This window comes from Pantoea sp. BL1 (assembly GCF_000963985.1).
Lineage (GTDB): Bacteria > Pseudomonadota > Gammaproteobacteria > Enterobacterales > Enterobacteriaceae > Pantoea > Pantoea rwandensis_B.
On record NZ_JZRH01000045.1, the window covers coordinates 1 to 13886 of the forward strand.

Sequence of the window (13886 nt, forward strand, 5' to 3'; positions counted from 1 at the left end):
TGGGGCAAGGGCGGGGCGGGGCGGGGAGGCGTGTGCGGAAGAATGATGCTTTCTCCGCACGCTGTAACGCGTGTCATGCAGGAGGCGACACGCGTTACACAAGCTGAGAAAATCACTCGTCAGGTGTTTTATTGTCCATTTCTTTAAGGAGTTGATGAATAGCGTCCTCTTCCTGAGATGCGGCTAATTTCTTCGTAATCTTGTCCAATAAGAATCGATAAGTATTCAGTGAATTTCTTAACTTTCCCTTTTTTAATTCAAATCCATCAGGCTCAGCGTCATCAAAAGTTAGAAATGATTGCGTCGACAGTGTATTATATTCAAGATTGTATTTATGGAGTCTATCCTTAATAATATAGTATAAATCATTAACTTCTTCTTTGGAGTTATCATCTGACAATAATTTATTAATGTAATCTGGATTGCGCTGTAAGAAAGATAATTTCCTCTGATTGCTCCATGTATATTTCTTACGCTCTTCATTTTGGCTGGCACTGGCTAACTCATCTATAGCAGACTCACCAATATTCGCATGCAGATGGGTATTTGCGTGATGTAGAAATGTATCGATGTTCTGGAGAAGGAATTCAGAAGCACCTTTATTTTTCATCTCAGTAATGAGAGATTCATTTGGCCCACGAATTTTACCATCCACTTTATAAAAGAAGTCTGATTTTGCATCGTTTGTTACGTATACGACCGCTCTTTGCGGGTTAGAATCAACGTGATCAAGAACCTGGCTCCAGACGTAATAATCACCGTATTGGGCGTCATAATTTAAGCCATTATAAGCGTAGAATTTATTTTCTTTCGCTTTCTCATCATCATAGCCGGGACCAATCTTATACAGATAGCGAGTTTTACCTGATTTATTCAGGGCGTCTATGGTACTCTGGTCAGCAGGAGCAGGGCCGATTCGCCCGTCAGTCAACTCATCTATTTTGTCGCGAATGACATCATGATTATTAATAAAATCGATGTTCGTTCTGCGCGATTCAATATGGCTTTTTGAAAACTCATCGGCAGTTTTTTCTAAAGAACTAATCAATTCTTCCAGTTCACCACGAAGATTGGAATACCGGGCGATGGTTGAACTGAAATCATTCCCGAAGATTTCCTTTCTAAGCACTGCTATGGAACTGTTGATTTTACTCGGTATCTTTCCTAACGCTTCCCGACTTTCACTCACGGCTTTGAGACGATTACGCTGATACTCCAGGCATACCTGATGGGGAAACCAGCATTTATCCTTTATTTTTTCCCAGATTTCAAAGAAGCGGTTCCGGGTATCCTCCTCGCACCGGTAAAGGGTCAGGAGGATGTTGGCGTCAAAAACGAAAATCGTGCTGGCAGAGGTAAAAACGTTAGCTATGGTCTCTTCTGAGACGCCGTAGAACCCGGAAAAGTTGGAGCGCATGACAAATTCCTTTCTGGCTGTGCGATGACTTTAATGTGATGTTATCTCAAAATTAACGATAAAGCGCATGAAAACCACACGGATCACAACATATGCGTGTCAAATGCACCTTATATGATGTTACATTCAATTATACCGGAAGCTGGCAACATTATTGGCATGAACCCGTTCACGTATTGTGAAGCCTCAAAAATTTTATATTTCTTTCAGGAATTCAATGAATTTATGCCTGACCTTTACAATCTCGATGGGGCTTTCAAAGCCGAACGAGTACGGTCATCTTAATTTTATAAATCGCAGTAAAGGAGTGTATGGCGATGCCTTATAGGAAAAAGCCCGAAGAACAAATTAAATCAGTTACTGAGTTTGTTGAATACGTAAATACGTGGGAGCATAAAGGTAAATATCCGACTGCATTCCGTGGGCAGGCGTTTTATGGTTGGATCGCAAAACCTAAATTATTCAGAGGGGAAGGAAGGATTTATGAAAACGAATATCGAGCTATCAGAGATATAGTTTCCATACATCCATCAGAGTTTGAAACTGACAAAACGATGTTTGATCGACTTGTGCGTATGCAACACTTTGGACTGCCTACCAGATTAATGGATGTCACGCTGAATCCACTTGTGGCACTTTGGTTTGCTACAGAGGATTACTACTTTAATGAAAGCAGCCGAATTATTGCTGAAGGTCTGAAAGGTGGAACCGTCACGGCATATTACGTCCCAGAATCAAGACAGCGCTATTATGACAGTGACAGAGTTAGTTGCATGTCTAATGTCGCAAACTTGAGCGGTAGCAGTAAAGATACGCTGTTCAAACTCGCTGGTGAAAGTTCAAGTTATGAACAATTTATAGAAAAGAGTGAAGAAGCAAAGTCCAGTAATGAATGCAAAAAAGATGTACTGGATGAGCTATATTTTCATGTCGGAATGGAAAAACCTCATTTCAGGAAACTTCTTAAACCAGAAGATATTCTGAAGCCAGTTTATGTAAAGCCAAAACTCAGTAATAAAAGAATAATAGCTCAGTCTGGCGCATTTATGTTGTATGGCTCCAAGGCCAATTTCGTAAAATCAACAGAGGAGGCTATACCTGCTCGCAGAGTTTATATTTCCCCTGAGCATAAACCTAGAATAAGAACAGAGCTTGAAAGACTAGGTGTATATGAAAGCATTCTTTTTCCTGAGATTGAGAAGGCTGCTAAGTTCATAGCTCGGAATTACATGGCTATGGAAGAAGATGATGATGGTTTAATCTAGATAATTTTTAAAAGGATCGCAATTATGCATTACATCACATTTTCATTATTGCGATCCAAAGTAATTGATAGTATTAAGCTGCATGTCCTTTATATACTATTGTAAGTAGTTGGTGTTTTCGCAATATACGTTAACCGTGCATGAGTCAGAAGGAATGCACTTTTTCGCTCATTCTCTGGGCTTTAAGATGTCTTTTATGGCTGTGATATGCAACCCTCTTATGTTGTTGATATTTAACATAAATTACGTGTTGTGAACTTCGTGCTTTATCGAAACGATCGGCCCGGCATTTTGAATGCCTCCCGGCCATACGTGACCAGTTGATACCACACGCGGTTTAAGAAGCTAACAATGACGTTGCGAACAAGGAGAGGCGTGATGATGCATGCACCGGCACTCGCGCGATCCCCGCAATTCATCACCTCGATACAGGCATAACCGCTAAAATCCCGCCTCAGCCGAAACCAAAAATCCGGCCGGTCTGAAGAACGGATACCGTCCGACGGGCACGAAAGGTGCTCAGTCTGCTGCTCTCAGAGATGCTTACGCTACGCTTTTACTAATCAATCAGAGACGCTGCGCGCTTGATTTCAGTTCTGTTGCTAATAAGAACGATGCAAATAATCCGGATAAATATTTGCTTTTGTCTTCAACCTAAAACCACCAGCTTTATATTTGAGTTAGTCTGAGAAATAATCCCGACCTAATTAAAATCTTAACTCCATTCTCGTTTTATAGCCCCATCAGGAACTTTCTGATTGTTTAGGTGATATTCTGCACAAACAAGCTTACAAAACATTTACAATCAATTTCACTTAAGTCTTTATGATGGCAAATACAGGGAAGTTACTGGCGCTTTGCGTCAGTTTATTAACGGCTTCGGCAGTCGCGGCGCCGTTAAATCCGGGCGACCGGGATTATATCCAGAATCAGCAGCAACAGCGCCTGCAGCAAGACCAGCATCAGCGCGACGCGCTGTGGAACGCTGTCGCCCCGCAGGCCGCACCGGATGGCGGTTTAAGCGCATCCGGCCCGTGCTTCCCCGTCCATCATATTATCATCCGCAATGCGTCTTTACTGTCGCAGAGCCAGCAGCAGAATATCACCGCGCCCTGGATAAATCGCTGCCTGAACTTAACGGAAATTAATGCGCTGGTTCACGCCATTTCCGACTGGTATATGCAGCGCGGCTATATTACCAGTCGCGCATTTTTAACCGAGCAGGATTTATCCTCCGGCGAGCTGGTTATTCCGGTGCTGGAAGGGAAGCTCGACGAAATACGCCTCGACGGTCAGCACCCGCGCGCGCTGTTAATGGCGTTTCCCGGCCTTGAAGGAAAGATACTTAACCTGCGCGATATTGAGCAGGGCATGGAGCAGATTAACCGCGTGCGCTCCACACCGGTACAGATTGAAATCCAGCCGTCGCCCAAAGCCGGATATTCCGTCGTGAACCTCACGGCAAAACCGGAGTTTCCGCTCAGCGCCTCGCTGGGCTTTGATAACAGCGGACAGAAGAGCACCGGCGTGGGCCAGCTGAACGCCTCACTCACCGGCAACAACCTGCTGGGACTGGCTGACCGCTGGTTTATCAGCGGCGCACGCAGCAGCGCCTTCAGTGAATGGCGCGACGCGCAGAGCCTGCAGGCGGGCGTCAGCGTTCCGTACGGCTACGGCCTGCTCGACTACAGCTACACCTGGAGCAGCTATCACAGCAGCTTCATCAACAATGATTTCACCTGGCTCAGCAACGGTGACAACGTCGCGCACCGCCTGAACGCCTCCTGGGTGCTGTTCCGCAACGGGGATATCAAAACCGGCGTGCAGCTGGGGCTGAACCACTATTCCAGCCACAACTTCCTTAATAACACCCTGTTGCAGAGCAGCAGCCGCAAAATCACCAGCCTGCAGCTCGGGCTGAACCACACGCAGAAAATGTTCGGCGGAGTGGCTACCCTCAACCCGGCCTTCAGCCGGGGCATGCCGTGGTTTGATGCCGAAAGCGATGACGGCAAAACTGGTGACCTGCCAAAGGCGCAGTTCCGCAAGTGGAGCCTCAGCGGCAGCTTCCAGCGCCCGCTGGCGAATAACCTGTGGTGGCTCAGCAGCGTGTACGGCCAGTGGTCTCCGGACCGGCTCTACGGCAGCGAGCGCCTGACGCTCGGCGGCGAAAGCTCGGTGCGCGGCTTTAAGGAGCAGTACCTCTCCGGCGATGCCGGCGGCTACCTGCGTAACGAGCTGGATTACAGCCTGTTCACGCTGCCGGTGATGGGCGAGGTCAGCGCGCTGGCCGCCGTCGACGGCGGCTGGCTGAAGAGCGACGCGCAGAACCGCGAATCGACCGGCACGCTCTGGGGTGGCGCGGTGGGACTCACCACCCGGGGTCGCTACTTCTACACCCAGTACACCGTCGGCATTCCGCTCAGCTATCCCGGCCACCTGCAGCCGGATCACGTCAGCATCTACGCCCGCGTCGGGCTGGTTTTCTAAGAGGCAAAGATTATGGACGATCGTCAACCCGTTTCCCTCGCCCGTCGCGCGCTCAGCTATCTCATCTGTTATCTGGTGGCGGTGCAGCCGATGCTGCCCGCCATGGCGGCCCAAATCACCCCGGTGACGCCCGGCACAAAAATGGATGCGGCGGGCAACGGCGTGCCGGTGGTCAACATCGCCACGCCGAACGCAGCGGGCGTCTCGCACAACCAGTACCAGCAGTACAACGTCGGCCAGGAAGGGCTGATCCTCAACAATGCCACCGGCCAGCTCAATCAGACGCAGCTCGGCGGCCTGATCCAGAACAACCCCAACCTGAAAGCCGGGCACGAAGCGCAGGCGATCATCAACGAAGTGACGGGCGCGAACCGCTCTCAGCTGCAGGGTTATACCGAGGTGGCGGGCAAAGCGGCCAACGTGATGGTGGCAAACCCTTACGGCATCACCTGTAACGGCTGCGGCTTTATCAACACGCCGAACGTTATGCTGACCACCGGTAAACCGCAGCTGGATGCAAACGGCAACCTATCCTCCCTGGAAGTGACGAAGGGCTCGGTCACCATCGAAGGTAAAGGGCTGGACGGCAGCGGCGCCGACGCGGTGTCGATCGTCGCGCGCGCAACCGAGATCAACGCCGGGATCCACGCGAAGGATCTGTCCGTCACCGTGGGGGCCAACCGCGTGGGCGCGAACGGTTCGGTCACACCGATAGCCGGCGAGGGCGCGGCGCCGTCGGTGGCGGTCGATACCGGCGCGCTTGGCGGCATGTACGCCAACCGCATCCATCTGGTGTCGAGCGAGAAGGGCGTGGGGGTCAACCTCGGCAACCTGGCCGCGAAGCAGGGCGATATTCAGCTGGATGCGAACGGTAAACTGACGCTGGGTAACAGCCTAAGCAGTGGCGCGCTGACGGCGAATGGCGCATCGGTTGCGCTGAACGGTGATAACAAAGCCACCGGACAAATCACGGTCAATGCGCAGCAGGATGCCACGCTGGGCAAAGGAACCCTGGTCAGTGATGCCGGGATCGCCGTCACAGCAAAAGGCAATCTGACCACCGGCGGTACCAGCCTGACGGCGGGCCGCGACATCCGGCTCAGTGGCGCGAACCTGGCAGCGGATCAATCCACCCGCGTCAACGCTGGCAGCAGCATTCAGCTTCAGGCTCAGAACCAAATCAGTAACAGCGGCCAGTTTACCGCGGCTGACAACCTTTCCGTCGATACCCGGCAACTGAACAACAGCGGCGCGCTGGCCGCGAGTACCATCAGCGTTAAAGCGGGTACGTTACAGAACAGCAAGGGTGCGAGCGTCGCCGCAACCCGTAGCCTGACGACGGTGAGCAACAGTCTTCTCAATCAGGGCATGTTCTCTGCGCCGGTGCTGGATATCAGCAGCGCGCAGACTGATAACAGCGGCATGCTGCAGGGCACCAGTGCGTTCAGCTTCAGCGGCAGCAGCCTGAACAATCTCAGCGGCGGCACCCTCAGTTCCAACAATGCCTTCGCGCTCAACCTGCCGGATCTCAGTAACAGCGGCCTCATCAGCAGCGGCACCACGCTGACGCTGCGCGGCGACAGGCTCAGTAACGCGGGCGAAATTAATGCGGCGGACCTCAGCGTGTTTAACGCGGCGGTGCTGAACCAGTCGGGCGGCTCGCTGCTCGCCGGACAGGCGTTGCAGCTGAACAACCAGCAGCTCACCAACGAGGGGAAAATGGCCGCCGTCGGGCTGACCCTCAACAGCGACGCCATCAGTAACAGCGGCACGCTGCAGGCAAAACAGACGCTGCAAACGCAGAGCCGGCAGCTGACTAACACCGGGACCGTGCTCAGTGAGGATCAGCTGACGCTGGATACCGCCGGGCTTAATAACGCGGGTTCACTTCAGGGCCGTCTGATGAATGTCAGCGCAGACAACTGGCTGAACAGCGGAAAGGTGCTGAGCCTGGCGGAAGGGACGTTAACAACAGGCAGCCTGAACAACACCGGCAGCCTATTCAGCCAGCAGGCGCTGCAGCTCAGCAGCGGTGAAACCGACAACAGCGGCCTGATCCAGGGGACGACGGCGCTCCGCTTCAGCGGTCAGCGCCTCACGAACCTGGCAGACGGCACCGTCAGCTCTGATAACAGTTTCGGGCTCGATCTGCCGGAGCTGAACAACGCCGGGCTGATTTCCAGCGGTGCGGCCCTGAATCTGAGCGGCGGCACGCTGACCAACGCCGGAGAAATCAGCGCCACTGATATCACGGCAGACAACGACACTCTCAGCAATCAGCAGGGTAGCCTGCTGCTGGCGGATAACGCCGTGCAGCTGAAAAACGGCAGTCTTTCCAATGCCGGGCAGATAGCCGCCAGCCAGCTTGATATCAGCAGTACCACCGTGGAGAACAGCGGCACGCTGCAGGGTAAACAGTCGCTGCAGGCAACCGGGCAGCAGCTGACCAACAGCGGAACCGTGCTGAGCGGCGGTCAGCTGACGCTGAAGCAGGATCGGCTGGATAACCGCGGTCAGATGCAGGGTCAGCAGCTTGACCTGACGGCAGGCGACTGGCAGAACAGCGGCAATGCGCTGAGTGAAGGGGATGCAACCATTGCTGCCGGCACGTTAACTAACAGCGGCAAGATACTGGGCCAGCAGCACATCGGGATAACGGGAAGCACCGACAACAGCGGCTGGCTGCTCGCGCAGGCGCTGACGCTGCAGGGGGACCTGGTCAACAGCGGGCTGATGCAGGGCACTGATGCACTGACGCTGCATAGCGATACGCTCGTTAATAAAGGCAGCGGGCAGTTACTGACGGCCGGCAAGGCAGACGTGCAGAGCTCATCGCTGAACAACCAGGGCAGCATCCAGGCGGATAAGCTCGACCTGAAACTGGAAAGCTGGCAGAACGCCGGCAGCGCGCGTGCAGGTTCTCAGCTCAGCGCGAACGTGAGTGGCGCGCTGGATAACAGCGGTAAGCTGATAAGCCAACAGGGGATGAACCTGCTCAGCAGCCGTCTCAGTAACAGCGGTACGCTGGCAGCGGACCGCCTGACCCTCACGTCACCTCGGCTGACGAACTCAGGCCTGCTTCAGGGCAACAGCGCGCTCACGCTCAGCAGCGCGGACATCACGAATACCGCCACCGGTGAATTCATCACCGGTGATTCACTCGCCCTTGCACCCGTCACGCTCACTAACGCCGGCCTGCTGCAGGTGGCAGGCGACCTGAGTCTGACAGGACACAGTCTCAGCAACAGCGGTCGTATCACGGCAACCAATCTGAACGTGGGTCTTAATGGCTCACTGGAAAACAGTCCGGACGGGTTGCTGCTGGCACAGCAGCAGGCCGAGCTTCAGGTCAACACCCTGAATAACGCAGGAACCGTTGCCGCACAGCAGGTCAAAACCTCTGGCGCGAAGCTGCAGAACAAGGGCCTGCTACAGGGTGACGCGCTGCTGAGCGCAGAGTTTGCCCAGTTCGATAACCTGCTTCACGGGCAGCTTGTCAGCGGTGGCGAACTCTCCCTGAAGGGAGGGACGGCCAGTAACGCAGGCGTGTGGCAGGGCAAAAACCTTGGCTATCACTTCACCTCACTCTCCACCAGCGGCACCATCAACGGCACCGGTTCCCTGAGCGGCACCTCGGACACGCTGCTGGATAACAGCGGCAGCCTGCTGTCCGCTGGAGGTGCCAGTGTGTCAGCCGGCAGCCTGACGAACAGCGGAAATATAATGGCGGACATCCTCACGCTTCGCGGGGATTCGCTGAGTAATCAGGGGCTGTGGCAGGGCACGACAATGCTTGATGCGCAGGCGGCTGACCGTCTGACACAGTTAGCGGGTAGTCAGACTCTGACCGGGGGAGCGCTGCGGCTGAATGCCGGCACGCTGGAGACCGCCGGTACGCTGCAGGGTGAGGGCGTACAAGTCACAGCGGGAAGCTGGCAGCATCAGGGATCGCTGCTGAGCGGCGCTGACCTCACGGCATCGGTCAGCGGGGAGCTGAATAATCAGGGTGGGCTGCTGTCTCAGGGTGCCGCGCAGATTGACGCGCAGAATCTGAATAACAGCGGCAAACTGCTGGCAGAAAAAGACGTCACGCTCAGCGGCAGTTCGCTTAACAACAGCGGTACGGTGCAGGGTGATACGCTCGCCATCCGCCCCGTCAGCGTCACCAATCAGGGCAGCCTGATTGGCCTGAAGTCACTCACTCTCGGCCCGGCACCCATCCAGGGGTTCCGCCTGCTTGCCGTTCAGGCTCAGCCCGCGCGCGTGCTGATGAACAATGCCGGCGGCCAGCTGCTGACGCAGGGCACGCTGCACATCAGCGGTGACGCCGTGACGAATAACGGCACCTGGCAGGGACAGCAGATCCTGCTGGATGCCACAAGCCTCGCCAATGGCGGCGCCATTCAGAGCGCCGGTGACCTGCAGCTGAACCTGAGCGACACGCTCACCTCCGGGGCGGGCAGCAAAATCTCCGCCAATGGCACCGCCGCGCTCAATGCCCTGAGTTTCACCAACCAGGGGCAGTGGATTGCCCGCAACCTCACGTTACAGGGTACGACGCTTAACAACAGCGGTGAGATTTCGGGCGTGGAAGGCCTGACCACCACCCTGTCGGGCGCGCTGACGCAGCAGCAAAACGCGGGGCTGCTGAGCGGCGGCACACTGGATGTGCATGCAGCCACCGTTGATAACGCGGGCCGGATGCAGGGTAAGGATCTGTTACTCAGCAGCGGCGGCGTCACCAACAGAGGGCGCATGCAGGGCGACAGCAGCCTGCAGCTGAACGCCAGCGGACGCCTCACCAATAACGCCAGCGGTACGTTGCTCAGTCAGAACGGCCTGACGCTGACCGCGCCCGAAATCTATAACTACGGCGTGATTCAGGGCGCCACCAGCCGTATTACCACCAGCGGCCTGACTAACAACAGCGGTAAAGTCCTCTCTTCAGCGGATCTCACGCTGAACGCGCCACAGCTGATCAACAGCGGCTGGCTGCAGGCTTCGCAGCTGGCCCTCAATGCGGCCAGCGCCAGCAACAGCGGCACGCTGATGGCGGATCAGCAGGCGACACTCACCGGCAACAGCCTGCAGAACCTGGGCACCGCGCAGGGCGGGAACCTGGCGGTGAACTATGCGCAACTCACCAACAGCGGCACGCTGCTCGGCGCCAGTCAGCTGAATGTCAAAGCGACAAATGTGACCCAGCAGGCCGCGGGTAAGCTTTTCAGCGGCGGCAATCTGCTGCTGGAAAGCACAGGGTTTGATCAGCTCGGACAGGTGGTGGCGCTGGGCGACGCGACGCTGAAACTGATTGACGGCTTCACCGCGCGCAACATCCTGGCCGCAGGCAACCGTCTCAGCATCAGCAGCAATGGCGCTATCGATAACCAGGGCACGCTACAGGGGCAGGCACTGACGCTGAGTGCAGGCGGCGACCTGACGAACAACGGCCAGATCACCACCGGCACCGGCGACAGCAGCCTGATCGGCAATCGCATCACGATGAACGGCGCGGGCACGCTGCAGGGGGGAGGCAATGTCGCGCTGACAAGCCGCAGCGACCTGGCGCTCAACGGCTTTACCGGTACGCGTGGCAATCTCACCATCACCTCACCGGGCAGTATTATGAACACCGCGCTGCTGTATGCCGGGCAGAAACTTTATCTTTACGCCAACAGTATCCGAAACCAGCAGGGGAATATCCTTGCAGGCAATAATCTCCAGATGCAGAAAGATGCAGCGGGCAATCAGACCGCTGAAATCATCAATACCTCGGGCACAATTGAAACAATCTCTGGTGACATCCAGTTAAACACGCGCCATTTGACCAACCAGTGGCTGTCAATTCAACCCGGCATAACCACCACAGAAAATCTGGCGAACAGCTTCACGTCACCTCAACCCGGCACCTATGCGATTCCCTATACGTTCTTTTCGCCGGACCAGGTCAGATTTCTGAATTTTGGATTTAGAATTATTGGTGATCAAAATCGTGTTCTCGCCGGTACGATTGCCGATCTGCGCGACGGGATAACTCAAACTGAAGTCGCGGTTTCCCGCGTGAATTCATCAACAGTAACGTCAGGAACTGCCGGGAGGATCAGTGCTGGAGGGAACTTAACGGGCACCGCGCAGACATTAGATAACCTGGGTAGTTATTTGCTGGCAGGGAAATCTTTATCTCTTTCCGGAACAACATTAAATAACCAATCATATCTTTCAGGCAGTCAGACGGTTTACAGAACCTATACGCTGGACCCGGCCAACAATGCGGTGGCCACTTATAAAAAGATGCCAACGAGTGTTCCTGGTTACTCTTACAGTGACAAACTTTATCCTAAACCAGATTTATTTGTTGATACGATCAACTTTACCGCTACAGATAGCTATCGCACAGAAGGCACCACTGCCATTCGCGGCGTTATTCAGGCTAATGGTAACGTCAGCGCGAATTTTACCACTATCGTTAATAACAGTGAATCGAGCGATGTTCGTGGCACCATTACGCCAACGCTTAACGCCCCCCCGATAGCCAGTCTGGCTCACGCTGAGCTCAGCAATGGGTTGCAACGTCTTGGTCTTGAGCAAGCCTCAGCCGTTGCCGTGGGCAGCCCTGACTGGGTCGATCAGGTTTCACGTGCGGTGCAAACCGTGAATGGCGGAGGAGCCCTAGTATCGTCTGACACAACGGTCAGGGGACTGAACGCCATTACTGACAAAACGGTAGCCCTGCAAACCAGCGGCAAAAAAATAACTCTGGTTGGTAATTCAGACGATGCATTTATACCGCAGCCCGGAAGGCTTCCCGAGGGGCAGAAAGTCGATACCAGCGCCTACCCGATCCCGGAAACGCAGAATGGCTACTTTACGGTGTCGCAGGATCCTGCCAGTCCCTATTTGATCACCGTTAACCCGAAACTTAATGGCTTGGGAGATCTTGATCAGACCCTGTTTAGCGATCTCAATACCCTGCTTCATCGTCAGCCTTCAGCCGCTCCGGCTGAGACGCGAAGCGCCTATACCGATGTCGGTCAATTCCTTGGGTCTTCTTATTTGCTGGATCGTTTGCAGCTCAAACCGGAGCAGGATTATCGCTATCTTGGCGATGCGGCATTTGATACCCGTTATGTCAGCAATGCGTTATTGAGCCAGACCGGGAACCGTTATATCAACGGTATGGGTTCCGATCTGGAACAGATGTCCTATCTGATGGATAACGCAGCGAAAGCACAGCAATCTCTGGGATTAGAGTTCGGTGTATCACTGAATGCGGAACAGATTGCTGCTCTCGATCACAGCATACTGTGGTGGGAGCAAGCGACGATCAATGGCCAGACGGTGATGGTACCGAAACTTTACCTGTCACCTAAAGATGTCACCGTGGCCAACGGCAGCGTGATTGCAGGCAGTAACGTCACGCTGACGGCAGACAATATCCGCAATAACGGCAGCACCATTGCCGCGACGCAGAATGTCGCGCTGACCAGTCAGACTCAGATTGAGAATATTAACAGCAGCCTTATTAAGGCAGGCGAAGGCTTGAACCTGAGAGCCCTGGGAAATATCAATAACATTGGCTCAACCATCAGTGGCAAGCAGGTGGCACTTGAAAGTGTCAGTGGAAACATTATTAACCTGACGAACACCTCCAATACCAGCAATAACTCAATCTGGAGTAAATACGCCATTACTGAGCAGGGAAATCAGGCAGCCATTACCTCTACAGGTAATCTCTCTCTGATGGCTGGTGACAGCCTGCTCAACACCGCCTCTTTGCTAAAGGCTGACAATGACCTGAAAATTCAGGCAGTGAATGATGTCTGGCTCGGCGCGAATACCATCAACAGTAACTTTAAAAACCGTAATCGTGATAACGCCAGCACCGCAGCGGTAGGCAGTACGCTATCCGCAGGTTCGGCATTAACGATTAATGCAGGCAAAAACCTTTCAGTCGAGTCAGGGCAGCTTAATTCAGGCAAGGACATGTCGCTGACGGCGGGGAATAACCTCGATTTAACGTCTCAGCAGTCCAGTGCCCATGATCAAATCGGTAATAAAGAAAGTCATAGCTCCAGTGCAGCGCGCACAACGGTGTCCAGCGGCGGTAATCTGACAATGAATGCCGGGCAGGATATGAAAAGCCAGGCGGCAGTTCTGGCGGCTGAGGGGGATTTCGGACTGTATGCTGGTCGCGACATAAGCCTCGTTGCAGAAGAGAATCGTTCTGGCAACAGCGTACGCGGCAGTAACAAGACGGTGATTAACGAAACCGTGCGGCAGCAGGGTACTGAAATTGTCAGCGGTGGCAGCACCACGATGCTGGCGGGTAATGACATCACCAGCCAGGCCGCGACAATCACAGCAAACAAAGATCTGGCGTTGCAGGCCGGGCACGACGTCAACATCACCACAGCGACAGAAAGCGATTACGCCTACAAAGAAGAAACCAAAACCAGTAAAGGGCTGTTCAGTAAGAAAACCACCCACACCGTCAGCGAAGACAGCTCCACCACAGAAAAAGCCTCCAGCCTGAGCGGTGATCACGTCTCAATTGTGGCAGGCCACGACCTGGTCGTGAGCGGCTCCTCTGTCGTCGGCGAGAGCGATGTCGGCCTGAAAGCGGGCAATGACCTCAGCATCACTGCCGCCACTGATACCCAGACAAGCTATCGCCTGAGCGAGACCAAAAAGAGCGGCATGTTCAGCGGCGGGGG

4 protein-coding genes are annotated in these 13886 nt (G+C 54.2%); 3 read left to right on the forward strand and 1 reads right to left on the reverse strand.

The window, feature by feature from the left end:
- Positions 1-112: 112 nt before the first annotated feature.
- Entirely contained in the window at positions 113-1417 is a 1305-nt protein-coding gene (locus tag VH86_RS19285) for a PIN-like domain-containing protein (protein ID WP_045833813.1), read from the reverse strand.
- A 311-nt stretch (positions 1418-1728) separates the two neighbouring features.
- Between VH86_RS19285 and VH86_RS19290 the strand changes: the two genes are divergently transcribed.
- From VH86_RS19290 to VH86_RS19300, 3 genes are all read left to right on the forward strand, one after another.
- Positions 1729-2682, forward strand: a complete 954-nt coding sequence (locus VH86_RS19290; RefSeq protein ID WP_231647299.1) for an FRG domain-containing protein — start codon at positions 1729-1731, stop codon at positions 2680-2682.
- An 825-nt stretch (positions 2683-3507) separates the two neighbouring features.
- Positions 3508-5172: a ShlB/FhaC/HecB family hemolysin secretion/activation protein gene (locus tag VH86_RS19295; RefSeq protein WP_045833814.1), complete on the forward strand. Its 1665-nt coding sequence runs from the start codon at positions 3508-3510 to the stop codon at positions 5170-5172.
- Positions 5173-5184: 12 nt separating this feature from the next.
- Positions 5185-13886, forward strand: an 8702-nt coding sequence (locus tag VH86_RS19300; protein WP_045833815.1) for a filamentous hemagglutinin N-terminal domain-containing protein, incomplete at its 3' end; no start/stop codon positions are given.

Bases quoted from the DNA above. Each gene is read 5' to 3' on its own strand.
- VH86_RS19285 (WP_045833813.1), bottom strand. From the start codon at position 1,417: ATGCGCTCCAACTTTTCCGGGTTCTACGGCGTCTCAGAAGAGACCATA.
- VH86_RS19290 (WP_231647299.1), top strand. From the start codon at position 1,729: ATGGCGATGCCTTATAGGAAAAAGCCCGAAGAACAAATTAAATCAGTT.
- VH86_RS19295 (WP_045833814.1), top strand. From the start codon at position 3,508: ATGATGGCAAATACAGGGAAGTTACTGGCGCTTTGCGTCAGTTTATTA.